At 72.3% G+C, this 23,465-nt stretch carries 21 protein-coding genes; 9 read left to right on the top strand and 12 right to left on the bottom strand.

Annotated features, from left to right (window positions below; genetic code table 11):
- Positions 1-115 precede the first annotated feature (115 nt).
- Complete coding sequence (locus tag AB0L33_RS18960; RefSeq protein WP_365682774.1) at positions 116-1,462, top strand: ROK family transcriptional regulator; 1,347 nt, start codon at positions 116-118, stop codon at positions 1,460-1,462.
- Positions 1,463-1,512: 50 nt separating this feature from the next.
- Here AB0L33_RS18960 and AB0L33_RS18955 read toward each other — a convergent pair whose 3' ends face one another.
- The gene (locus AB0L33_RS18955; protein WP_365682772.1) at positions 1,513-2,604 is read right to left on the bottom strand and encodes a LacI family DNA-binding transcriptional regulator; all 1,092 of its coding nucleotides are present in this window, start codon (positions 2,602-2,604) and stop codon (positions 1,513-1,515) included.
- An 8-nt stretch (positions 2,605-2,612) separates the two neighbouring features.
- Positions 2,613-5,123 carry a glycoside hydrolase family 3 C-terminal domain-containing protein gene (locus AB0L33_RS18950; protein ID WP_365682769.1) on the bottom strand — a complete coding sequence of 837 codons (2,511 nt, stop codon included), beginning with the start codon at positions 5,121-5,123 and terminating at the stop codon, positions 2,613-2,615.
- 182 nt (positions 5,124-5,305) lie between these two features.
- On the opposite strand from AB0L33_RS18950, the gene AB0L33_RS18945 reads away from it, so the two are divergent.
- Positions 5,306-6,277 carry a hypothetical protein gene (locus AB0L33_RS18945; RefSeq protein WP_365682767.1) on the top strand — a complete coding sequence of 324 codons (972 nt, stop codon included), beginning with the start codon at positions 5,306-5,308 and terminating at the stop codon, positions 6,275-6,277.
- Between the two features lie 121 nt (positions 6,278-6,398).
- Positions 6,399-7,676: a transglycosylase family protein gene (locus tag AB0L33_RS18940; protein ID WP_365682765.1), complete on the top strand. Its 1,278-nt coding sequence runs from the start codon at positions 6,399-6,401 to the stop codon at positions 7,674-7,676.
- On the opposite strand, the gene AB0L33_RS18935 is transcribed toward AB0L33_RS18940, so the two are convergent.
- A complete protein-coding gene (locus AB0L33_RS18935; RefSeq protein ID WP_365682763.1) occupies positions 7,646-8,833 on the bottom strand; it encodes a DMT family transporter in 1,188 nt (395 codons plus the stop codon). The two genes, AB0L33_RS18940 and AB0L33_RS18935, sit on opposite strands and share 31 nt — an antisense overlap.
- Positions 8,834-9,084: 251 nt before the next feature.
- On the opposite strand from AB0L33_RS18935, the gene AB0L33_RS18930 reads away from it, so the two are divergent.
- The gene (locus AB0L33_RS18930; RefSeq protein ID WP_365682761.1) at positions 9,085-11,445 is read left to right on the top strand and encodes a GH92 family glycosyl hydrolase; all 2,361 of its coding nucleotides are present in this window, start codon (positions 9,085-9,087) and stop codon (positions 11,443-11,445) included.
- A gap of 71 nt (positions 11,446-11,516) precedes the next feature.
- On the opposite strand, the gene AB0L33_RS18925 is transcribed toward AB0L33_RS18930, so the two are convergent.
- Positions 11,517-11,849: an STAS domain-containing protein gene (locus AB0L33_RS18925; protein WP_026171109.1), complete on the bottom strand. Its 333-nt coding sequence runs from the start codon at positions 11,847-11,849 to the stop codon at positions 11,517-11,519.
- 250 nt (positions 11,850-12,099) lie between these two features.
- Entirely contained in the window at positions 12,100-12,612 is a 513-nt protein-coding gene (locus tag AB0L33_RS18920; protein WP_365682759.1) for a MarR family transcriptional regulator, read from the bottom strand.
- A gap of 80 nt (positions 12,613-12,692) precedes the next feature.
- On the opposite strand from AB0L33_RS18920, the gene AB0L33_RS18915 reads away from it, so the two are divergent.
- Positions 12,693-13,868 carry a PP2C family protein-serine/threonine phosphatase gene (locus AB0L33_RS18915; RefSeq protein WP_365682757.1) on the top strand — a complete coding sequence of 392 codons (1,176 nt, stop codon included), beginning with the start codon at positions 12,693-12,695 and terminating at the stop codon, positions 13,866-13,868.
- Positions 13,869-13,909: 41 nt separating this feature from the next.
- Here AB0L33_RS18915 and AB0L33_RS18910 read toward each other — a convergent pair whose 3' ends face one another.
- The 5 genes from AB0L33_RS18910 to AB0L33_RS18890 all read right to left on the bottom strand — a co-directional run bounded on the left by AB0L33_RS18910 (position 13,910) and on the right by AB0L33_RS18890 (position 18,827).
- Positions 13,910-14,362, bottom strand: a complete 453-nt coding sequence (locus tag AB0L33_RS18910) for an ATP-binding protein (RefSeq protein WP_365682755.1) — start codon at positions 14,360-14,362, stop codon at positions 13,910-13,912.
- Between the two features lie 98 nt (positions 14,363-14,460).
- A complete protein-coding gene (locus AB0L33_RS18905) occupies positions 14,461-14,904 on the bottom strand; it encodes a response regulator (RefSeq protein ID WP_018099957.1) in 444 nt (147 codons plus the stop codon).
- On the bottom strand, positions 14,901-16,526 hold the full coding sequence (locus tag AB0L33_RS18900) for a CHASE3 domain-containing protein (RefSeq protein ID WP_365682753.1): 1,626 nt from the start codon (positions 16,524-16,526) through the stop codon (positions 14,901-14,903). Before AB0L33_RS18900 ends, AB0L33_RS18905 begins: the two co-directional genes overlap by 4 nt.
- Positions 16,516-17,775, bottom strand: a complete 1,260-nt coding sequence (locus AB0L33_RS18895; protein ID WP_365683053.1) for a SpoIIE family protein phosphatase — start codon at positions 17,773-17,775, stop codon at positions 16,516-16,518. The genes AB0L33_RS18900 and AB0L33_RS18895 overlap by 11 nt, the downstream gene beginning before the upstream one ends.
- 149 nt (positions 17,776-17,924) lie before the next feature.
- Entirely contained in the window at positions 17,925-18,827 is a 903-nt protein-coding gene (locus AB0L33_RS18890) for an RNA polymerase sigma factor SigF (RefSeq protein ID WP_365682751.1), read from the bottom strand.
- A gap of 208 nt (positions 18,828-19,035) precedes the next feature.
- Between AB0L33_RS18890 and AB0L33_RS18885 the strand changes: the two genes are divergently transcribed.
- Entirely contained in the window at positions 19,036-20,520 is a 1,485-nt protein-coding gene (locus AB0L33_RS18885) for an SDR family NAD(P)-dependent oxidoreductase (RefSeq protein ID WP_365682749.1), read from the top strand.
- 345 nt (positions 20,521-20,865) lie between these two features.
- On the top strand, positions 20,866-21,042 hold the full coding sequence (locus AB0L33_RS18880; protein WP_365682748.1) for a hypothetical protein: 177 nt from the start codon (positions 20,866-20,868) through the stop codon (positions 21,040-21,042).
- Between the two features lie 64 nt (positions 21,043-21,106).
- On the opposite strand, the gene AB0L33_RS18875 is transcribed toward AB0L33_RS18880, so the two are convergent.
- Together AB0L33_RS18875 and AB0L33_RS18870 are read right to left on the bottom strand one after the other, a co-directional pair.
- The gene (locus tag AB0L33_RS18875; RefSeq protein WP_365682746.1) at positions 21,107-21,481 is read right to left on the bottom strand and encodes a CrcB family protein; all 375 of its coding nucleotides are present in this window, start codon (positions 21,479-21,481) and stop codon (positions 21,107-21,109) included.
- Positions 21,478-21,948 (bottom strand): CrcB family protein, encoded by a 471-nt coding sequence (locus tag AB0L33_RS18870; protein WP_365682744.1) that lies wholly within the window; start codon positions 21,946-21,948, stop codon positions 21,478-21,480. The genes AB0L33_RS18875 and AB0L33_RS18870 overlap by 4 nt, the downstream gene beginning before the upstream one ends.
- Positions 21,949-22,144: 196 nt before the next feature.
- Here AB0L33_RS18870 and AB0L33_RS18865 point away from each other — a divergent pair, with 196 nt between their 5' ends.
- Positions 22,145-23,104 (top strand): urea transporter, encoded by a 960-nt coding sequence (locus AB0L33_RS18865; protein ID WP_365683051.1) that lies wholly within the window; start codon positions 22,145-22,147, stop codon positions 23,102-23,104.
- A gap of 54 nt (positions 23,105-23,158) precedes the next feature.
- Positions 23,159-23,464, top strand: coding sequence for an urease subunit gamma (locus tag AB0L33_RS18860; protein ID WP_018523064.1), 306 nt, complete (start codon positions 23,159-23,161; stop codon positions 23,462-23,464).
- The last annotated feature ends 1 nt before the right edge of the window (position 23,465 follow it).

Genomic DNA, 23,465 nt, shown 5'->3' with positions numbered 1-23,465 from the left:
TGTGTTCGAGATCCGAACGACCTTCAGGGCTTAATTTATGACGTGATTTAAGAGCTGAGGGAAGGTCGCGTCAAGTCCCGGGGTCGCGGTATGTTTCCGCCAGGGAAGGAGCCACATGGCTGAGCGCAACAGACGGACCGTGCGTGACCTGCGACGCGGCAACCGGTCGCGGGTATTGCAACGGTTGTATTTCGACGGCCCGCTGAGCCGCCAGGAGCTCGGTCCCGCGACCGGGCTCAGTTCGGGTTCCATCAGCAACGTCGTCGCGGAGCTCTCCGCGGAGAACCTCCTGGAGGAGGCCGGGGTCGTGGACTCCGACGGCGGCCGCCCCCGCACGCTGCTGCGCGTCGCCCCCGGCGGCGGTCTCCTGATCGGCATCGACATCGGTGAGACCCGGATCAGGGTGGAGCTGTTCGACCTCTCCCTGACCGAGCTCGCCCGCACCGAGCGGCTGCTCGCCCAGCACGGCTACGACGTGGACCGCATCGTCGGCCATGTCCGCAGCGGCGTCGCCGACGTGCTGCGGGACGCCGGTGCCGACCCGCACCGGCTGCTCGGCATCGGGATCGGCGTCCCCGGCATCATCGAGCGCCACGCGCCGGACGGCTCCGTCGGCGACGTGGGCTCCGTCGTCCACGGCCAGACCATCGACTGGAGCGCCGTCCCCTTCGAGCGGCTGCTCCGGGACGCCGTGCGGGTGCCGGCCGAGGTCCCGTTCTTCATCGACAACGGCGCCAAGACGCTCGGCCAGGCCGAGATGTGGTTCGGCGGCGGGCGGGGCGCGGGAGCCTCCGCGATAGCCCTCATCGGTTCCGGCGTCGGCGCCTGCGTCAACCACGGCGGGCTCCTGGACGAGGACCGCAGCAGCCAGGCCCTGGAGTGGGGCCACAGCACCGTGCAGCTGCGCGGCCGGCGGTGCCGCTGCGGCTCGATCGGCTGCCTGGAGGCGTACGCGGGTGCCGAGGCGATGCGCGAGCGCTGGCACGAGGCGGGCGGCCCGCTGCCCGCCGACGCCGACGACGAGACCGCGCTCGCCGCGCTCCTCGGCGCCGCCTACCCGCCCCCCGGCGTGGAGCCCGACCCGGTGGCGGTCGCGCTGCTCGACGAGACCGCCGAGTGCCTGGGCGCCGCGCTGGGCGACCTGATCAACCTCTTCCTGCCCGAGCGCATCCTGCTCGGCGGCTGGGCCGGTCTCCTCATCGGCCCGCACCTGCTGCCCGACATCCGGCGGTACGCCCAGGAGTACGCGCTGAAGCACGCCGCGGCCCGGACCACCATCGAGATGGGCCGCCTCGGCCCGGACGCGGTCACGGTCGGCGCGGCGACCCTGCCCCTGGCGGACTTCCTGGCGCGCGGCGGCGGCCGCCCCTCACCGGCGACCCGCCCCGGCCCCACGGCACCGGCGGCGCTCCGGACCCCGGCGGACGCGGTCCGCGGCAGGGAGCGGCCCCGGACGGGGTGACGGGGGCTGTCCGGCGGACCGCGGGCCCCGCGCCGCCGTGGACCCGGGGCCTACGCCGAGTCCCGCACCACCAGCGACGGCTCGAAGATCACGGACGTCGCGGCGCCCTCCGGCTTGCCCAGTCGCTCGATCAGCAGCCGGGCCATCTCGGCGGCCATCGCCTCGACCGGCTGGCGGACCGTGGTCAGCGGCGGGCGGCAGGCCAGGGCCGCGCTGCTGTCGTCGAAGCCGATCACCGCGACGTCCTCCGGGACCCGCTTGCCGCGCTCCCGCAGGACGTGGCAGGCGCCCGTGGCCATCAGGTCGTTGGCCGCGAACACCCCGTCCAGGTCCGGGTGTTCGGCGAGCAGACGCTCCATCGCGGTCTCGCCGCTCTCCTGTGTGAACCGGCCCTCGGCGATGGCGATGTAGGGGTGCCCGTGGTGCGTCATCGCGTCCCGGAAACCGGCCAGCCGCTCCTGCACCGCGGGCACGTCGAGCGGTCCGGTGATGGTCGCGATCCGGCGGCACCCCCGGGCCAGCAGATGCTCGGCGGCCAGCCGCGCGCCGTCCTGATGGGCGACGTCGACATAGCTGATCCGGGCCGCCCGCGCCGGGCGCGCGTAGAGCACGGCGGGCAGCCCCGCGTCCGTCAGCATGCCCGGCAGCGGGTCCTCCGCGTGGGTCGAGACCACCAGCGCGCCGTCCGCGCTGCCCTGGCGCAGGAACGCCACCACGTCCTCCCGCGCCCGTGACGTCTCGGCGAACATCAGGACCGGGTGCATCCCGCGCGGGCGCAGGTAGTTGACCACCCCGGTCACCACCCGGCCGAAGAACGGGTCGGCGAAGACCTGACCGGTGAACGAGGCCCCCTCGCCCCCGTCGGCCTCGTCCCCCGGCGTGTCCTCCTCCGTCTCCGGCTCGACGCCCGCGCCGGACACCACCAGTGCGATGGCGTCGGTGCGCCGGGTCACCAGCGAGCGCGCCGCGCGATTGGGCGTGTAGCCGGTGGAGGCGACCGCGCGGCGCACCGCCTCCTGGATCACCGGGTCGACATTCCGTACGCCGTTGATCACCCGGGAGACGGTGGCGCGGGAAACACCGGCCGCCCTCGCCACGTCCTCAAGGGTGGGTGTTCCGGCCGGTCGCAGATCATCCGTCATGAGCGCATTTATAGCATCAGCGGAGAGCGCTCTCCATCGTGCTCCGAACCGTTACCGGATCCTTTCCCGGCCGGGTCCGCGCCCCGCCGTGCCACGATCCGCCCGGCGAGCGGCAGATCGCCGGCCGAACGGCCTCCGAGCAGCGTGAACGCACCCGCCTCCGTCTCCCAGCCGTGCCCTCCGGGCGACCAGTGGGCCAGCGCCCGCCCGTCCACCCGGACCACCGCGACCACGCTCTCCCCGGGGTCCGCCCGGACCGTCGCGTAGCCGATGAGCTTGCGCACCGGGCGCTCGACGGCGGAACCGCTCCGCGCCAGGTAGACCTGCACCACCTCCCGTCCGCGCCGCCGCCCGGTGTTCCGCACCCGCACCCGGACGTCGAAGGGCTCCCCGGCCCCCACCTGTGCCGGGGCCGTCAGCTCCTCGTACTCCCAGCCGGTGTATCCGAGCCCGTGGCCGAACCAGTACGCCGGAGCGGCCCCCGAACGCAGCCATGCCCGGTGGCCGATGTGCGGGCCCTCCGCGTAGTGCAGGTGCCCCTCCCCGTCGGGCGTGGTGCCGAGCACCGGTACGTCGGCCTGGGCGGCGGCCCAGGTGGTCGGCAGCCGGCCGCCCGGCTCGGCGTTCCCGAACAGCACGTCGGCAAGCCCGTCCCCGGCCTCCTGGCCCGGGAACCAGGCGAGCAGCAGCGCGGGGACCCGGGTGTGCCAGGGCAGGGCGACGGGGCCGCCCGCGTTGACCACCACGACGGTGCGCGGGTTGGCCCGCACCACCGCCCGCACCAGCGCGTCCTGGCCCTCCGGCAGGTCCAGGCTCTCCCGGTCGTGGCCCTCGGACTCGCTCTGCTCGGTCGTGCCCACGACCACCACCGCCACGTCGGCCGCGCGTGCGGCGGCGACCGCTTCGGCGAGCGCGGCGTCCGCGTCACCCGCGGGCGGGGCGGCGGCGAGGACCGTGGCGACCCCCGACCCCGGGGCGAGCGAGCGACGGGCGACGACCTCCACCTCGCGGCCGGCGGCCAGCTCCGCGCGGGCGGTGTGCAGCGGCGGGGCGACGTGCACCCGGGTCGGGTCGTCGCTGTCCAGCGGGAAGGTCCCGGACAGCACCTCGTGGCCGTCGACGGAGAGCGAGATGTCGCCCCAGCCGCCCACCGCCCAGGTCCACGTGCCGCTCTCGGCGGGCCGGAAGAGCGTCCGGATCTCGATCAGCGCCGCGCCCCCCGCGGGCACCGACGGCTCCACGATCCGGCCGGACAGCCGGTGCTCGGCGTGCAGTTCGGCCCCGTCCGCGTCGAGCAGCCGCACCAGCACGCCGGGTTCGCCGTCGCGGGGATCGCGGGCCCGGTCGCGGCCGAGCGGTTCGGGCCTGCGGGACGGCGGAAGGCCCGGCCGGTACGTCACCGCCGCCACCCCGTCGAGCGCCCGCTCGATCCCGGCCAGCGGGGCCACCACGTGCTCGGGGAACACCTCCGCGCTGCCGCCGCCCTGGATGCGTACGGCCGTGGCGTGCGGACCGATCACGGCCACGGACCGCAGCGCCGGCGCGTCGAGCGGCAGCAGCCCGCCCTCGTTGCGCAGCAGCACCGCACCGGCGGAGACGGCACGGCGCAGCAGGGCGCGCCCACCCTCCGGAGGCGTCGCGGGCCCGCGCGCCGGGCGGTCCGGGCCGAGCGCGCCCACCCGGCGGGCCAGTCCCAGCAGCCTGCGCACCTTGTCGTCCACGGCCTCGGCGGGGACCCGGCCCTCTTCGAGCGCCGCGAGCAGCCCGGCGGCCCAGGGGCCCTCGGGGCCCGGCATCGCCAGGTCCTGGCCGGAGCGGGCCGAGTCGAGGAGGGTCCGCACGCCGCCCCAGTCGGAGACCACGAGCCCGTCGAAACCCCAGTCGTCCTTGAGGGGATGCGCCAGGAGCGGTGAGGCGGACATGGTGACGCCGTCCACCTTGTTGTACGCGGACATGACCGCCCAGACCCCGGCCGCGACGGCCTCCTCGAACGGGGCGAGATACACCTCGTGCAGGGTGCGTTCATTCATGCGAACATCGACGGTCAGCCGGTCCGTCTCCGCGTCGTTTCCGACGAAGTGCTTGGCGGTGGCGGCCACCCCGCCCGACTGGATGCCCCGGATCAGCGCCGCGCCGGTGCGGCCGGTGAGCAGCGGGTCCTCGGAGAAGCACTCGAAGTGCCGGCCGCCCAGCGGGGAACGGTGCAGATTGAGGGTGGGGGCCAGGAGCACGTCGACGCCCTTGCGCCGGGCCTCGGAGGCGAGCAGCGCGCCGAGGTCCGTCAGCAGTCCCTCGTCCCAGGAGGCGGCGAGCGCGGTGGGGGAGGGGAGGACGAGCGAGGTCTCGCGTTCGTCCCAGGTCTCGCCCCGGACGCCGGCCGGGCCGTCCGAGAGGGTGAGCGCGCGCAGCCCGGCGGCCGGTTCGGCGCAGGTGCGCCAGGTGCTGGCGCCGGTGAGCAGACGGACCTTCTGTGCCGCGTCCAGCTTGTCGAGCAGCGGTTCGGTCTCTTCGTCCGTCATGGCGGCCATGCTCCTTCGCGCACCGCGCTCCCACGGATCTCGGAGAGTGCTCTCCCAGCTGTCGGGTCCAGCGTCCCCGCTCGCCGTCGACCATGTCAATGGGCGCCCGGGGCAGGGCTGTTCGTGGCCGCGGCCCAGGGGCGGGGCCTACGATGCCCCCGGTCCTCGTTCTGGGGGGAAACATGAGAGCCATACGCGTCACGGGCGTCCTCGCCCTCGTCGTGCTCCTGGCGGCGTGCGGCGGCGGCAGCGGCGGTCCCGGTCCGGAGCCGAGCGCGTCCGCCCCGCCGCCGGTGTCGGTCGAGCTGGAGACCGTCGGCAAGCGGGGGGACACCCGCCTCGGGCTGGCGCTGCACCTCTCCAACACGGGCCGCACCCGCCCCGGAGTCGTCGTGCGCGTGCACATCGGAGCCGCCCGGACCGGTGACCCCCTTCCGGACCTGGAGGAGAGGTCCGGCGCGGGCTGGGAGGACGTCGCGCTGACCGCCGACCGGGACGGGCGGGGCTGGGCGGGGGAGTTCCGGACGAACCTGCCGAAGGGCGGCCTGCTCGGCTTCCTGGGCCTCACCCCGCACGCCGGGCCCCGGGTCGAGGGCGACGAACTCCCGGTGGACGTCACCCTGTCCGACGGCTCCCGGACACTCGCGCGCGGACACGGGACCGTGCGGCCGGCCACCCTGTCGCTCCGCCGCGCCACCGTGGACGAGCCCGCGGCGCTGGGGCCCGGGCGCTGGACGGAGGTGACGTACACCGCCGTCAACCACTCCCGCAGCGGCTACCCGCAGGCCCAGGTCCAGGCCGAATTCGGCGCCTGCGAGGCGGGGCCGGACAGCCCGCTCGAAGGAGTCGCATGCTCCGGCTCGCGGCGCCACTCCGTGACCACCCGGCTGCGCGTCCAGTGGTACGACGGCGGCCGCTGGAAGGACGTGTCGGCACCGGACGACGGCACCCTGCTCGCCGAGACGTTGACACTGCCGCTGGGCGAGCTCCCCGCGGGCTCCGGGCGCAAGATCCGGCTCAGGTTCGCCGGAACGGGGGACCTCGACGGAAAGGACCGCCTGCTCACGCTCACGGCCCGGGTCAACGGCAAGGCCGTCGGTGCGTCGGAGCGCTCCCTGGGCACCGGATCGCCGCTGACCTTCGCCCTCCGCTGACGGGCCGGCGACCCCGGCTTCCAGGGATGGCCGAAACTGACCGTGGTCTTGTCATCACCCGTTGTCTGCACATAAGTTGACCGCTTGCGACGTGTCCTACAGCCAGTGGGGGAGCCAAGTCATGGCCGCGAACGGACGGCACCGCAGATACCAGCCGAGCCGCATCAACAGGGCTTCGCTCACCGTCACGGCAGGAGGCGCCGGCCTCGCCCTCCCACTCCTCACCGCCGCCTCGGCGGGAGCCGCGTCCACGGACGTCTGGGAGAAGGTCGCCGCCTGCGAGTCCACCGGCAACTGGCACATCAACAGCGGCAACGGCTACTTCGGCGGCCTCCAGTTCACCCGTTCCACCTGGGCGGCGTACGGCGGCACGGTCTACGCGGCGCGCGCCGACCTGGCCACCAGGGACCAGCAGATCGCCATCGCGGAGAAGGTCCTGGAGGGCCAGGGACCCGGCGCCTGGCCGGTCTGCTCCGGGAAGGCGGGCCTGACCGCGGGCGGCGCCACGCCCGACGTCAGCCCGCAGAGCGAGCGCAGGGCGAGCGTCGCGACGCCGAAGAAGCCCGACAACGCGTCCTTGTCGTCCCGCCCCGCGCAGGCCAAGAAGGCCACACCCCCGGCCACGCCGACCACGGTGCCGGGCAAGCGCGAGTCGTACACCGTGACCCCCGGCGACTCGCTCTCCGGGATCGCGGACGACCAGCACCTCCAGGGCGGCTGGCAGCGCCTCTACGCGGCGAACCGCACGGTCGTCGGCGACGACCCGGACCTCATCTTCCCCGGCCAGCGCCTGACGCTCACCGGAACGCCCCGGACGGCCCCGAAGGCGAAGCCGAAAACGGCATCCAAGACGGCCCCGAAGACAGCGCCCAAGGCGACGCCGAAGCCCGTTCAGAAGCCCGCCCGGAAGGCCGAGCCGCAGCAGAAGCAGCAGACCAAGCCGCAGCCGAAGAAGACCCAGCCGCACAGGACCGAGACCCACAGGACGCAGACGCACACCGGGCTCACCGCCCCCGTCGCGGCCCGCACCGGCACCCCGTACCACCAGGCCGGTTCCTGGTCCAGCGGCTACCACACGGGCGTCGACTTCCCCGTCCCCACCGGCACCTCCGTGAAGGCGATGGCGGCGGGCACCGTCGTCTCGGCGGGCTGGGCGGGGCCGTACGGCTACCAGGTGGTCATCCGGCACGGTGACGGCAAGTACAGCCAGTACGCGCACCTGTCGTCGCTGCTCGTGCGCGGCGGGCAGCACGTCGGCGGCGGCCAGCGGATCGCCCGCTCCGGCGCCACCGGCAACGTCACGGGGCCGCACCTGCACTTCGAGGTCCGCACCGGCCCCGAGTACGGCTCCGACATCGACCCGCTGGCCTACCTCAGGGCCGGCGGCGTCAAGGTCTGAACGCCGCTGTCACCGGCCTCCCCGGCGCTCCTGCGCGCGGCGCCCGGGGGCGGGCCGAACTCCACCCGGCCGCCCAGGCGCTCCAGCGGCATCCGTACGGGCAGCGCCGGGCGGGGCGTCCGAGGACCCGCCGCCCCTGGACCGGCCCCGGCGGCCGGAACCGGCTCCACCGTGCGGGGAGGGGTGCCCGCCGGGGCCGGTGGTCCGGCGGGCCCGGCGAAATCCCCGGCCTCCTCGTCCACCGGGGGAGGCCCGCCCGGGGCGGGGACGGTGGCCGGTCCGGCGTCCAGGGCGGCCGTCGGCGCCTGCGCCTCCAGCCGCTCCGAGGTCATCCGTTCCGTGGTCAGCATGATCAGCCCGCCGGCCGCGACCGCCCCGCACACCAGGGCCAGCACGGTGCCCGTGACCCCGTGCCGGAACTGCTCGCCGAACAGCGTGATTCCCACCGCCGCGGCCACCACCGGGTTCACGACGGTCACCGTGGCCAGCGGCGCCGTCAGACCCGCGCCCCGGTAGGCCGCCTGGGAGAGCAGCAGCCCGGAGCCCGCCAGCGCCGCGATCACCAGCAGGGGCAGCAGCCCGGACTTCACGGCGCCCGCCGTCCACTCCATGGCCACGGTCTTCGTGTACACCGACGCGATGCCGAACGCGACGCCCGCCGCCCCGGCCAGCACCACGCTCCGCATCATCGGCCGGCGCATCGCCCGCGAGAGCAGGATCAGCGCCGCCACCGCGCCGAAGGTCACCAGGGCCAGCATCAGCTGCTCCGGCGCCCCCAGGCTGTGCGCGTCGGAGCTGCCGGTCAGCGCGAGCAGCCCGGCCAGACCGACCGTCGCCATGACCGCGCCGCGCCAGGCCGTGGCCCCGGCCCTGCGGCGTACGAACAGGGCGGCCTTCGGCAGCGCGAAGACGATCGTGAGCGCCCCCAGCGGCTGCACGAGGCTCAGCGGGCCGTACGCCAGCGCCACGACGTGCAGGACGGCGCCCAGCCCGTTGAGCGTGACGGCCGCCCACCAGACCCGGTTGCGCAGCGGGGCGAGCGAGCGGCCGTCGGAGGCCGTGGCCACGCGCTCCTGGACGATCGCCCCGGCCGCGTAGGCGACCGCGGAGACCAGCGACAGGAGCACGGACAGCGCAAGGGAACTCATGTACACCACGATCCCCTTTTGCAGCCGCCGCGTCGTCGTCCCTGAGGCGGCGATCCGGCGTACTGCTTTGGTAGTACGGCAGTGGTCCGGGTGTCCTCCTCTTGACGGTAGTCCTCCCGGCGGCGGACGTCAGAAGGATCTTGCCGGGCGGTGGCCTTCACGGGACCGACACGCGAGGTGTTCGTCCGACCCCTTGACGCGGTCACGGCGGAATCCAAGAATGATCGCGCTCTGACAACGTTGTCCTAAGGAGTCTCACCATGCATCGGACCCCACGACCGGGACTGCGCGGCCCGGCGGCCGTACTCGCCGCCGCCGCGCTCCTGGGCGGTGTCCTCCTCCCCGGGGCCACGGCCGAGGCCGCACCCCGGAGCGACGGCCGGCTGACCGATCTGGTCAACCCGTTCATCGGCACCCAGAACGAGGGCAACACCTACCCCGGCGCCTCCGTGCCCTTCGGCATGGTGCAGCTCTCGCCGGACACCGGTCACAACACCGGTTACGACTACGGCGAGAACCACATCCGCGGCTTCTCCTCCGTCCACCTCTCCGGCGTCGGCTGCGGGCTCGGCGGCGACCTGCCGACACTGCCCACCACCGGCGACGTCACGGAGACCGACTACGCGAAGTACGCGGCGGAGTTCAGCCACGACGACGAGAAGGCGAGCCCCGGCTACTACAAGGTCGGGCTCAAGACCGGCATCGAGGCCGAGCTGACGGCCACGCGGCGCACCGGCGTCCAGCGCTACACCTTCCCCGCCACGGACAAGGCCAACGTCCTGCTCAACGCGGGCCAGTCACTGCACCGGACGCTCTCGTCCGACGTGGAGATCCTGGACAACCGCACGGTGCGGACCGCCATCACCGGCAGCGGCTTCTGCCAGGACACGAAGCCGTACACGGTCTACACGATCACTCGCTTCGACCGCCCCTTCACCACCTCCGGCACCTGGAACGGCGACACCGTCAGCGGTGCGAAGAAGTCCACGGCGACCGACGCCCGCAACGGTGCCTGGCTGAGGTTCGACACCACCGAGGACCGCACCGTCGAGGCCACCACGGCCCTCAGCTACGTCGACGCCAAGGGCGCCGCGCTCAACCTCCGAGCCGAGGGCGGCCACGACTTCGACGGCGTGCTGCGCGCCGCCGAACGCACCTGGGAGGACCGCCTCGAAGGCGTGAAGGCCCAGGGCGGCAGCGACGAACTGCGCCGCACCTTCTACTCCTCCCTCTACCGGTCCTTCCTCGCGCCCAACGTGGGCAGCGACGTGGACGGCCGCTACACCGGCTGGGACCAGAAGAAGCACAAGGCTGTCGACTCGCACGGGACGTTCACCTACTACCAGAACTGGTCGCTCTGGGACACGTACCGCACCCAGGCCCAGCTGCTCTCGCTGCTCGCCCCGCGCGAATCCCGCGACATGGCGATATCTGTCCTGCGCATCGACGCGGAGAGCGGCTGGCTGCCCAAGTGGGGCTACGGCACGGTCGAGACCAACATCATGACCGGCGACCCGGTCACCCCCTTCCTCACCAACGCCTACCAGCAGGGCCTGCTGAAGGGGTACGAGGAGGAGGCGTACCGCGCCCTGAAGAAGAACGCGGACGGGGTGCCGCCCACCGACTCCGCGCCCGTGGGCCGCGAGGCCAACGTCCAGTACCTGAAGGACGGCTTCGCCCCCTACATCAAGGGCCGGCCGCACGCGAAGCCCGGTGACTCCGACTTCGACCACGGTGCCTCCGCGACCCTGGAGTACGCCCTCGCCGACGGCATGCTCGCCGAGATGGCCCGCGACCTCGGCCACGAGGCCGACGCGGCACGCTACGGGGCCCGCGCCCAGAACTACCGCCGGATCTTCGACCCCTCGACCGGCTTCTTCCGGGCCCGCGACGCTTCCGGCGCGTTCACCGGCCCGGCCGACCCGGCGGAGAGCGAGGGCTTCCACGAGGGCACGTCGTGGCAGTACCAGTGGATGGTCCCGCAGGACATCCCCGGCATGGTCGACCTGATCGGCGGGAAGGACGCCGCCAACCAGCGCCTCGACTCGTTCTTCGCGTACGACAAGCTCCTCGCCGACCCGGCGAGGACCGCCCGCGAGGTGTGGGTGAACGGCCCGTACGCCTACTACAACGCCGACAAGTACAACCCGCAGAACGAGCCCGACCTCATCGCCCCGTACACCTACCTGTCCACCGGCCAGCCGTGGAAGACGACCGACGTGGTCCACGCGGCCCTGACGCTCTTCACCAACGGCCCGACCGGCATGACCGGCAACGACGACCTCGGCACCATGTCAGCCTGGATGGTGCTCTCGTCCATCGGCGTCTTCCCGGTCCAGCCGGGCACCGACACCTGGGGCCTGTCCACGCCCGCCTTCGAACGCGTCGACATCAAGCTCGACCGGCGCTACTACCCGCGCGGCGCGCTGACCGTCAGCGCCCCCGGCACCTCGGACGCCGACCGCTACATCCAGTCCGCCCGGCTCGACGGCGCGGCACAGGCGCGTACCTACCTGACCACGGACGACATCCGCTCGGCCCGCTCGCTCTCCTTCACGGTGGGCGACGAGCCGTCGGCGTGGGGGACCTCGCCCGAGGACGCCCCGCCCGCCCTGGACTGACCGGGCCGCCACACGGCCGAGCGCCCTTCTCCCCGCCGGCGGGGAGAAGGGCGCTCGGCGTTTGCCTCCGCCTACGCGGGCAGCGGCGGGTCGATCGCCTCGGCGACGCTCGGGAAGACCGGGACCGCGCTGTCCAGGCCCAGAACGGAGATCAGCCGCTCCATGAAGACCGAGGGTGCGGCGAGCCGCAGCCGGGGACCGAGCGCCGTCTGTCCCTGCAGCAGCACGTTCACCGTCGTGGAGTCGGCGAAACTCACGTCCGAGAGGTCGACGACGACCGGCCCGGCACCCTCCCGCGACGCGTTCTCCAGCGCGGTGCCGAGGGGCGCCACGTTGTCGATGTCGAGGTCACCGGTTACCGCGAGCACCAACGCCCCACGTTCGTGCCGTGGGACGATCTGCATGGCTCGGCCGGCACTGGGCGGTGGAAGCACGTTCACCTCGTGTTGCACTGGGCGGCGGGGGGTAGCGCCGCGATCGGACGGACAGTGCGATTCTGCTCCGTCCCTGCTCGCGGCGGGAATGCTCAACGATAAAAGTAACAGTTGCCATTTGACAACATTCTTCGTGGGGCAACAATCTGTACCGAACGATCAACGTGAGCGCCCGTCCGAGCGGCGCCTTCGGAACGCGGAAGCAGGGGCGTGCATGAAGCTAGGCGCTGTCCGCGACATCGTCGCGAAGCCGGGCGGCGGTACTCCGCTCCCCGGTGAGCCGCTGCGATGCCGCCGAGCGGAAGGCGGCGAGCCCCACGGCCAGAGCCGCCACCTCGGAAGGCTGCATCCGCTCCAGCACGGCGGTCAGTTCCCGTGTGCGGATCGCGCGGTGCTCCTCCAGCAGCTCCCGGCCCTGAAGGGTCAGCCGGAGCTCGACCTCCCGGCGGCTCGTCGGGCTCGGGTCGCGCTGCACCAGACCCATGGCCTCCATCCGGTCGCACAGCCGGCTCACCGACGGGGCCCGCGAGCCGAGCGCTTCCCCCAGGGAGCGCAGATTGCTCCCCTCCTGCTGCTCGATGACCAGGAGCGCGCGAAGCTGGGAAGGGGAGACAACTCCCCGGGCGGCGGCCTCCTGGCCACGTCCCCACAACACCTCCAGAAGTTCGGACGCGGCGCACACGTCCTCGGACACCTGTTCAGGGCGGTGAGGGAGTCCGGTGCGGTGGGGCATTCTTCCACTCTGTCACCCGTAGCGTGCTCCTGTCAGCCTGGCTCCGCCCCCGTTGGCCACCGAAGAATGGGCGAAAGAGCGTGAATGCCCCTACGGATATCGAACGAGCGCTACGCGCGGCGCCGCCGTATGCCCTGGTGAAGACGGTGCGCGAGACCCTCGCGACGTCGTACGGGGCGCTCTCGGTGCAGCTCCTCCTGGCGGACTACGGAATGACCGTGCTCAACCCGGTCGACGCCGGCGACGGTCCCGGCCGGCCGCTCTCCCTGAACAACAGCCCGCAGGGCCGAGCCTTCGGCAGCCAGCGCCCCCACCAGGGCCGCACCGGCTCCGACGACGCGGCCGACCACCACTTCCCGGTCACCGTCCGGGGCGAACGCCTCGGCATCCTCACCGTCCGGCTCCCCTCCGCGCGCGCCACCCCGCAGGTCACGGACGACCTCACCCACGTCGCGGACCTGCTCGGCCACGAGATCGTCGTCGCCGAACGGGACACCGACCACTACCAGCGCGTCCGGCGCACCACCCGCCTCACCCTCGCCGCCGAGATGCAGTGGCAGCTGCTCCCGGCCAGGTCGTTCGTGGCCGCCGAGTACGCCATAGGCGCCCAGCTCGAACCCGCCTACGCCATCCACGGCGACAACTTCGACTGGGCGGCCGAAGGCGACCAGCTCAGCGTCGCCGTGACCAACGGGATGGGGGAGGGCATCCGCGCCTCCCTGCTCACCAACCTCGCCGTCAACGCGCTGCGCAACGCCAGAAGGGCCGGGATCGGCATCGCGGACCAGGCGGCCCTGGCCGACCAGGCCATCTACGAGCAGCACCGCGGCGCCGCCCATGTCTCGACCCTGCTGCTCCGCTTCGACCTGGCCACGGGCTCGGTCGAGGCGGTCGACGCGGGCTCACCGCAGCTGTGGCGCCTGCGCGGCCGCACGGTCACCAGGGTGGCGCTGGACGCCCAGCTCCCGCTGGGGATGTTCGAGGAGTCGCAGTACGCCGTCCAGCACCTCCAGGTGCGCCCCGGAGACCGGCTGCTGCTCGTCAGCGACGGGGTGTACGACGCGGTCTCACCGGCCGCCGAGAAGTTCGCGGAGCGGGGTCTGGCCAGGGCGGTCCTCGCCACCCGGCTGCTGTCGGCGGCCGCCGTGCCGGGCGCGGTCCTGCGGGAACTGGCCGAGTACCGGGCGTCGGACACGCTCGACGACGCGCTGGTCATGTGCATCGACTGGTTCGGCCGGCCGGACGCCGGGAGCTGAGCCCTCGGGGCCGGGGCGCTGCCGACCAGGTGCTCCCCGGCTCAGCTGCTCAGCGTGAACTCGGCCCGGATGCGCTTGCCGACCGGCACCCGCTCGGCCGTGACGCGGTCGCACAGGGCCACCACGATCTCCATGCCGTGGCCGCCCAGGCGGCTCGGGTCGGGGGCGTAGAAAACGGGCAGCGCGCTGCTGCTGTCGTACACCGTGATGCTGATCCGCTCCGCCGTGCCCTCGAGCTCCAGCAGATACGGGCCGTGGCTGTAGCGCTCCGCGTTGGTGACCAGCTCGCTCACGGCCAGCATCAGGTCGTTGCGGGTGTGCGTGCCGAGCACCGCCATCCACTCGGACACCAGCCGGCCGAGAAAGCGGTCTGCCAGTGCCCGCGCCTGGGAAATGCACCCCGGCTCGCCGTCGAACACCTCGGCGCTGTGCAGTGTCTCCGTGGGCGGACAGCTCCGAGGGTCGTCCGGCGGGGAGATCGCCTGTTCGTTCATGTGCTCCAGCCAGGGCGCAGCGGGGAGGTCGCAGACCTCTGTCTTGTGATCGTGTACCCGCGTCGGGAGATCCCACTCCCATGCGTCGCCGACGAATATTACGCGCGACCGGGAAGCCGCACCACGGTGACGAAGAAGTCGTCGATCTGCCGGACGGCCGCGATGAACTGGTCCAGGTCGACCGGCTTGGTGACATAGGCGTTGGCGTGCAGCTTGTAGCTGCGCAGGATGTCCTCCTCGGCGGAGGACGTCGTGAGCACGACGACGGGGATCAGCGCGAGCTCCGGGTCCTGCTTGATCTGCTCCAGCACCTGGCGGCCGTCGTACTTCGGCAGGTTCAGGTCGAGCAGGATCAGGTCGGGACGGGGTGCGTCGGCGTGGGCACCCCGGCGGTACAGGAAGTCGAGCGCCTCCTCGCCGTCCCGGGCCACGTGGAGCGTGTTGCGGATCTTGTTGTCCTCGAACGCCTCACGGGTCATCAGCTCGTCGCCCGGGTCGTCCTCGACGAGAAGGACCTCGATGGGCTCTACAGGGGTGTTCACGTGGTCTCTCCGGAGGTCTCCGCAGGGGATGCGGTGTCGTGGGTTTCGGCGGGTTCCGGTTCTGGGCCGGCGGGCAGCGAGAAGTGGACCCGCGCCCCCTCACGGGACTCGGCGTCGAGCCAGATCCGGCCCCCGTGGAACTCGATGATCTTGCGGCACAGGGCGAGGCCGATGCCCGTCCCGTCGTACTCGTCACGGGCGTGCAGGCGCTGGAAGATCACGAAGACCTTCTCCGCGAACTCCGGCGCGATGCCGATCCCGTTGTCGGCCACCGTGAAGTGCCAGTCGTCGCCCTCCCGCTCGCAGCCGACCGTGATCACGCACGGCTCGTCGGCACGGCGGAACTTCACGGCGTTCCCGATCAGGTTCTGCCAGATCATCGCGAGCGTGGTGGGGTCGCCGGTGACCGAGGGGAGCGGGGCCTCGCGGACGACCGTGGCCCCCGACTCCTCGATCACCATCGCCAGGTTGGCCAGCGCCCTGTCCAGGGAATGGTCGAGCTCGACGGGCGTCCATCTGTCGTGGACCCGGCCGACCCGGGAGAAGGTCAGCAGGTCGTTGATGAGGACCTGCATGCGCTTGGCCCCGTCGACGGCGAAGTCGATGTACTGCTTGCCGCGGCCGTCGAGCTCGTTCCCGTACCGCTTGTCCAGCAGCTGACAGAACGAGGCGACCTTCCGCAGCGGCTCCTGGAGGTCGTGCGAGGCGACGTACGCGAACTGCTCCAGCTCCGAGTTGGACCTGCGCAGCTCCACGGTCTGCTGCGCCAGCACGTCCTCCCGCTCTCGCGCGGCGTCCAGCTCCGCCACCAGTCGGCCGCGCATGTCCTCGACCGCGGCGGCCACCGCCCGTACGTCCGAGGGCCCGCGCACCTCGATCCGCTGCCGGCGGAAGCTGCCGGAGAGGACCCGCCGGGACGCCGCGGCGAGCGCGTTCAGCGGCCGCCCGACGGTGCGCTGGAGGAGCACGCTGAGGGCGATCACGCAGAGCGCGAACACGATCAGCAGGGCGGCCAGCACCTGGTCGCGGGTGTGGCGGGCGTCCTCCAGCTCGCCGCGCGCCCGGTCCCGGGCGGCGTCGAGATGCGCCTGCTGGGTCCCGTACAGCTGCCGCAGCTCGTCGAAGGCGGCCTTGCTCTCGGCGGTCCTGGCGGTCGAGCGCGCCCCGGGGCCGTCGCGCCGGACATCGGCGATCAGCGGGTCGGCGTGCACCCGGCGCCACTCCGCGGCGGCGGCGGCGATCCGGTCCAGGTCGCGGCTGTACGGCTGCTCGCCGCCCATCGCGGAGCGCACCCGGGCCAGCCGGTCCTTCTCCTCCTTCTTGCCGGCGGCGAACGGCTCCAGGAACGAGTCGTCCCCGGTCAGCACGTAGCCCCGCACCCCCGTCTCCTGGTTCAGCAGCGCGTTCTGGAGCTGGAAGGAGGCGGAGCGGGCGGGCTGGATGCGGTCCACCAGCTCGGTGGTCCGGTCCGAGATGCCGGCCAGGACCAGGCCGCCCGCGACCACGCAGGCGCAGACCACGAGGACGAAGGCGCCCAGGATCAGATGGACCCAGTTCTGCACGGACAGCCGCGCCCACCTGCCGGGCGCCTGCGCGCCCGGGTCCGTTATCTCACTGCTCATGCGGGGTGCTTCTCCAACCGAGGTGCAGGACGGCGACGTCATCGGCGAGACCCCCGTGCGGGGCCGCCGCCTCCGAGGCGCCCGCCACGAGTGCGTCCACGAACGGACGGGCGGCGAGCCGGGCCCGGTCCCGCGCCATGTCGAGCAGCCCCTCCTCGCCCAGCCGGGTGTTCGGTCCGGTGCGCCCCTCGAAGAGGCCGTCGGTGAACAGGACAAGTGCGGCGCCGGGCGCGAGTTCCACATCGGTGACCGACCACTGGCCGTGCCCGGGCAGCAGCCCGAGCGCCATCCCGCCCTCGGGCTCCACCCAGTCGACCTCAGCGCCGTGCCGGAGCAGCAGCCCGGGGTGGCCGGCCCGGATGACGCGGACGCGGTCGCGGCCGGGCGTGAAGGCCAGCGAGGTGACGGTCGCGAAGAGGTGGGGGTCGGAGCGCTCGGCGACCAGGATCGACTCCAGGAGCCCGAGCTGTTCCAGCGGGTCGGTGCCGCACAGGACGGCGGTGCGCCAGGCGACCCGCAGGCACACCCCGAGCGCCGCCTCCGCCGCGCCGTGGCCCGACACGTCGCCGATGACCGCCCACACCGTGCCGTCCGGCGTCTGGACCACGTCGTAGAAGTCACCGCTGAGCAGCCCGTGGGCCCGGCCCGGCTCGTAGCGGGCGACGGCCTGGAAGCTGTCGTCGTTCAGCAGGGGGACGGGCAGCAGGCCGCGTTCCAGGCGCGCGTTCTCCTGCGCCATCAGCTGGTTGGCGCGCAGCGCGGAGGCGGCCCGCTCGACCTGCTTGCGCTGGAGCGCGTACCGGATCGCGCGAGCGAGGGCCTGCGGATCGAGCAACCCCTTCATCAGGTAGTCCTGCGCGCCCGTCGCCACTGCGGCGAGCCCCGCGTCGGACTCGGCCAGGCCGGTGAGCACCACGATCGCGGCGTCGGGGGACGTCTCCACGATCTGGGTGACGGCCCGCAGACCGTGCACGTCGGGCAGGTGCAGGTCGAGCAGTACGCAGACGGGGGCGCGGTGCGACCGCAGGAAGGCCAGTGCCTCGGACAGGGTCTTGCACCAGGTCAGCGTCGGGTCCAGCTCGCCGTCGGCGAGCATCTCCTCCACGAGCAGGGCGTCGCCGGCGTCGTCCTCGACCAGCAGGATGGTGCCATCGACGTCCCACACGGAGTCGCGATCGTCCGCCTCGGACGCCGCCTGGACCGGGAAGGCCCCTGGGACGGGAGGTCGGGCCGCAGCGCCCAGGCGCATCTCAGCCACGTTTCACTCTCTCTAGGTACCGGGCGGGCCGCCCGCCGGTGTTGCGCAGCATATGTGAACGACGCCCGGCGATCTGCCGCCGGGCGTCGTTCACATCGTCTTGGGCCACACTCCGTCGGTGTGTGGCCGATTCGAGCGGGTCAGGCCTCCACTGACATCCCCGCCCGCAGCCGCTTGACGATACGGGCGAGCAGCCGGGACACGTGCATCTGCGAGACCCCGAGTTCCGCGCCGATCTGGGCCTGCGTCATCTCCTCACCGAACCGCATCTGGACGATCCGGCGCTCGCGCTCGTCCAGCTGCTCCAGCAGCGGCGCCAGCGTGTGCAGGTTCTCGACGGTCTCCATGCCGGGGTCGGGCTCACCGATCACATCGGCCAGCGACCGCTGCTCGTTGCCGGAGTCCGTATCGGCGGTCGGGGTGTCGATGGAACCGGCCGAGTAGCCGTTGGCCGCGACCAGGCCCTCGATGATCTCCTCCTCGGAGAGATCGAGGTGGGCGGCCAGCTCGGCGACGGTCGGATCGCGGTCCAGCCGCGCCGACAGCGCCTCCTTCGCCTTCGCGAGATCGACCCGCAGCTCCTGGAGGCGGCGCGGCACGTGCACCGCCCAGGTGGTGTCCCGGAAGAAGCGCTTGATCTCGCCGACGATGTAGGGGACGGCGAATGTGGCGAACTCCACCTCGCGCGAGAGGTCGAAGCGGTCGATGGCCTTGATCAGGCCGATGGTGCCGACCTGGATGATGTCCTCGGTGTCGTCACCGCCGCGGTTCCGGAAGCGCGAGGCGGCGTACCGCACGAGCGAGAGGTTCATCTCGATGAGGGTGTTGCGCGCGTACTGGTACTCGTGCGTGCCCTCCTCCAGCGTCTGCAGCTGGTCCAGGAACATCTTCGAGAGGGCCCGGGCGTCCTTGGGAGCGACCTTTCCGGTGTCCTCGATCCACGGCAGCTCCGCGGTCCGCGCACCGAGGGGTGCACCGTCCTGTGCGGTGAGCGTGCACGCGTCGACGAGGACTCCGTCGGTCTGCTCCGTCGTGGTCGCCATGATGTGTGGCCCCTCCTGCTGGTCGCCAAGTGCTTCGCACACCGCCTGCCCCGGATTCGCGATGCCATGCACAGCCGGTGCGAAACTTTTTCGCGCTCCTTCCGCCCGGGCCGCGCTCACCCGATCGGAGCAGCGTGCGGATCATGGCAAACTTGACCGAGCCCCACGCCCCCGGTGAGGCCGGCGGCACGAGCACAGAGGAACGGCGATGACGGTGACAGAGGACGGCCCCGAGATCGTGGCCGGTACCGAGACATTCGGTCCCGGTATCGACCCCGAGCGGCTCGCCGTCTGCCTGAGCGTGCTGGACGAACTCGACACCATCGAGGTCGACCACCCGGACGCCATCGCGGTGCGCCGGGCCACCGCCGGGATCTACCGGACCGTGAAGCAGCGCCGCCGCCAGGAGCGCCGGGCCGCCAAGACCGCGCACGACAAGGCGGTGACCGAGGCCACCGCCACCGGCTCGGCCGAGCGCATCGACGACGAGACGCAGGGGGTCCTGCCGTCCTCGTCCGCCAAGAGCGAGATCGCCGGCATCCTCCAGCGGCCCCGGTCCTGCTACGTGTGCAAGACGCGGTACGTCGAGGTCGACGCGTTCTACCACCAGCTCTGCCAGGACTGCGCCCGGGAGAACCGGGCCCGCCGCGACGCGCGCACCGACCTGACGGGCCGCCGGGCGCTGCTCACCGGCGGCCGCGCCAAGATCGGCATGTACATCGCGCTGCGGCTGCTGCGTGACGGGGCGCACACCACGATCACCACGCGCTTCCCCAACGACGCGATCCGCCGCTTCAAGGCGATGGAGGACAGCGACGACTGGATCCACCGCCTGAAGATCGTCGGCATCGACCTGCGCGACCCGGCCCAGGTCGTCGCGCTCGCCGACTCGGTGGCGGCCGAGGGCCCGCTCGACATCCTGATCAACAACGCGGCCCAGACGGTCCGCCGTTCCCCGCAGGCGTACAGCGAACTGCTGGCCGCCGAGTCCGCCCCGCTGCCCGCCGGTGAGCTGCCCGCCGCGGAGGTCATCGGCACCTACGGCAGCGGCAGCGTCGACCGGGTCGCCGCCCTGCCCGCGGCGCGCAAGGAGGCGTTGAGCGCGCAGGAGGTCACGGACCTGGCCCTGGTCAGCGGTTCGGCGTCGCCGGCCCGGATCGCCGCGGGCACCGCGATCGACGCGGGCGGTCTGGTCCCGGACCTGCACGACACCAACAGCTGGATCCAGACAGTCGACGAGGTCGAGCCGATCGAGCTGCTGGAAGTCCAGCTCTGCAACTCGACCGCGCCGTTCATCCTGATCAGCCGGCTCCGCCCGGCCATGGCGGCGACCGCGGCCAAGCACTCCTACGTGGTCAACGTCTCCGCGATGGAGGGCGTCTTCGGGCGCGGCTACAAGGGCGCGGGCCATCCGCACACCAACATGGCCAAGGCCGCGCTGAACATGCTGACCCGCACCAGCGCCCAGGAGATGTTCGAGAAGGACGGCATCCTGATGACCGCCGTCGACACCGGCTGGATCACCGACGAGCGCCCGCACCCGGACAAGATGCGGCTGGCGGAGGAGGGCTTCCACGCCCCGCTCGACCTCGTCGACGGCGCCGCCCGGGTCTACGACCCCATCGTGCGCGGCGAGGCCGGCGAGGCGCTGTACGGCTGCTTCCTGAAGGACTACGCCCCCGCCAACTGGTAGGGGAGCGGGGGCGGTCGCCCCGGAGTGCGGAGACCCGGCGGGGATGATTTCCTGGCCGGGTCTTTTCCGTCCGCGGTGGCTGAAAGTGACTCATGGCACACGTTCCATCGAGCGCAGGCGCGCTCATTTGGTTACTCTGATGTGAACGGACGTCATCGAGGAGTCCACGAACCCTCCTCGACCGTCCTGGGACAGGCTTGTCAACCAAGTCGCCGTCCCGCCCCGTACCCGGCGCCACCGCGACCGAACTGTTCCTGCCCCTGCCCCGCATGGGCGGCTGATTCCCGGCAATGAGAACCGGCGCGTCGGCGACGCCCGGGGCTACGCGACACGAAGGAGTGCGCGGTGACGACACCGGAATTGACGAAGCAAGAGGAGCGTCCGGCCGAACGGCACGGAAAGCCGGGACGCGGCAGCGACAAGCTCCAGAACATCGAGGTCTGGGCCAGATCCGCGCCGATCCGCCTGGCCGGCTACGAGGACGACCTCGCCGAGCCGCACATCCTGCCCGGCATCGACTGACCCCTCGGACACGCGCTGTGGCCCGCCCCCCACCGGGGCGGGCCACAGCGCGTTCCACCGTCCCTCAGAACGCCGCGCGCGCCACGGCGGCCCCGGCGAAGGAGAGCCCCACCCCGGCGCCGACGGTGAGCAGCAGATAGGCCGCCGCCAGCCCGAGCCGACGGGCCGAGCCGAGAGTGAGCAGTTCGTACGAGAACGTCGACCACGTCGACAGGGCCCCGCAGAATCCGGTGGCCAGCAGCAGATTCAGCCGGGCCCCCAGGTCGCCGTCGGTCGCCGCCTCCGCGAGGAAGCCGAGGATCAGCGCCGCGCCCGCGTTGGCCGCGAAGGTGCCCCACGGGAAGACGCTGTGCAGGCGGAACTTCGCGTCCACCCCGAGCAGATAGCGGACCGGTGCCCCCACCAGACCGCCGGCCAGGACGAGCAGCCAGTCGGTCATGACGCCTCGTCCCGCGCGCCGTAGGACCGGCCGAAGGCGAAGTGCGCCGCGAACGCCCCCGCCGTCACGGCGGCCAGGGCCGCCGCCACCGTCAGCACCAGGCAGCCGGTCGCGTAGCCGGGCTGATGGTTCTCGAACAGCTGCCGCACGTTGTCCGTGTAGTGCGAGAACGACGTGAAGCCGCCGAGCACGCCGGTGCCGAGCAGCGGGCTGATCAGCCGGGGAGCCCCGGGGAAGCGCAGCTTCAGGGTGACCATCAGGATTCCCATCAGGAAACAGCCCACCGTGTTGACCAGCAGGATCGTCCAGGGGAAGGCGAAGGTCCCGGTCGGCCACAGGCGTTCGGCCGCGTACCGGGCGCAGGCCCCGGCGGCCCCGCCGACCGCGACGGCCACCACGACCGGGAGCTGTACGCCCGGATGGTGATCGGGGTGGCTGTGCCTGTGCAACCGCATCTTCTGGGTCATCCCGCGAACGTACGGACGGCGGCCGGGTGCCGGGAGACGGGGCGACGGCGTGCCCCCGCGGTCTACCCGAGTGGGCTACCGGAAGCACTCCCAGCGCGAAGAACCCAACTTTGTATGACTTCATGGCATATGACGGATGTCCACGTGTATCCGCCGCGCCACGACCCCGCCCCCCATCGAGACGCCGGAGCACGCCTTGTCCCTCGCCGAGCCGGACCTGGTCCGGAGGCTGGAGCGCCGCCAGCCGTCCGCGTTCCTCCTGGCGTCACTGCGTGGTGTCGGGCAGGTCGACTTCCAGGCCAGTCTGTACACCGGCGCCGCCATCCTCGCCGGCCTGTGGGTGGCGGGCTGGCAGACCGGCCTGTTCGCGACGATCGGGACACTCGTCGCCACGGCCGCCGCCTACGCGCTGGCAGTCGACCGGGGGAGCATCGCACTCGGCATGCAGGGGTTCGCGGGCTGCCTCACCGGCATCGCCCTCGTCTCCTCGCTGGGCAACCACCCGGCCACCTACGTGCTGACCGTCGTGGGTGCCGTCCTCTGCGTCATCCTCATGGCGACCCTGGCCACGTTCCTCACGCCGTACAACCTGTCACCCATGACCGCGCCCTTCTGCCTGGTCTCCGGAGTGATGGTGGTCGGGGCCCCCTCCTTCGACCGGGTCTGGCACGGCGCCCCGGCGGCCGTCTCCAGCACGACCAGCGGCGACACCGGGATCACCTGGAACGACCTCTGGCACGCCTTCTTCAACAACGTCTCGCAGATCTTCCTGGTCGAGAGCTGGTACGTGGGACTGATCATGCTCGTCGGCCTCGCCCTGGCCGGGCTGCGCGTCGTGCTCTACGCCGCCGCCGGCAGCATCGCCGGAATCGTCGCCGCCTGGCTGCTCGGCGCCCCGACCGACCTGATCGCCAACGGCATCTACGGCTACAACGCGGTGCTCGTCGCCATCGGCCTCGGGGCCGTCTTCATGGCCAACACCGCCTGGACCGCGGCCTACGCGATCTTCGGCGCGATGGTCAGCACCGGCCTCACCGCCAGCCTGACCTCCTTCTTCAAACCGTTCGGCGGCCACACCTTCACCTGGCCGTTCATCCTCACCACCTGGACGCTGCTGGCGGCCGTACCCCTGCTGCCACGCCTGCGCCGCAGCTGACCGCAGCCGGGTCAAGCAACCCTCCCACCGCACATCCCGAGGAAGGTACCCACGATGAACCTCGCCCCCCGCGAGATCGACAAACTGCTCGTGTACGTCGTGGCCGACCTGGCCCGCAAGCGCCAGGACCGCGGTCTCAAGCTCAACTACAGCGAGTCGGTCGCGCTGATCACCGAGGCGATCCTCGAAGCGGCCCGCGACGGCAAGAGCGTCGCGGACTGCATGGAACTGGGCCGCCACATCGTGGGCGAGGACGCCACCATGCCCGGGGTGCGCGAGATGCTGGGTCTCCTCCAGGTCGAGGCGTCCTTCGTGGACGGCACCAAGCTGGTCTCCGTCCACGACCCCATCGGGGGCTGAC

The sequence above is a fragment of the Streptomyces sp. NPDC052299 genome (assembly GCF_040679335.1).
In the GTDB taxonomy this organism is placed as follows: Bacteria; Actinomycetota; Actinomycetes; order Streptomycetales; family Streptomycetaceae; genus Streptomyces.
Note: the sequence above shows the minus strand (reverse complement) of the source record. Positions and strands in the feature narration are given on the sequence as shown.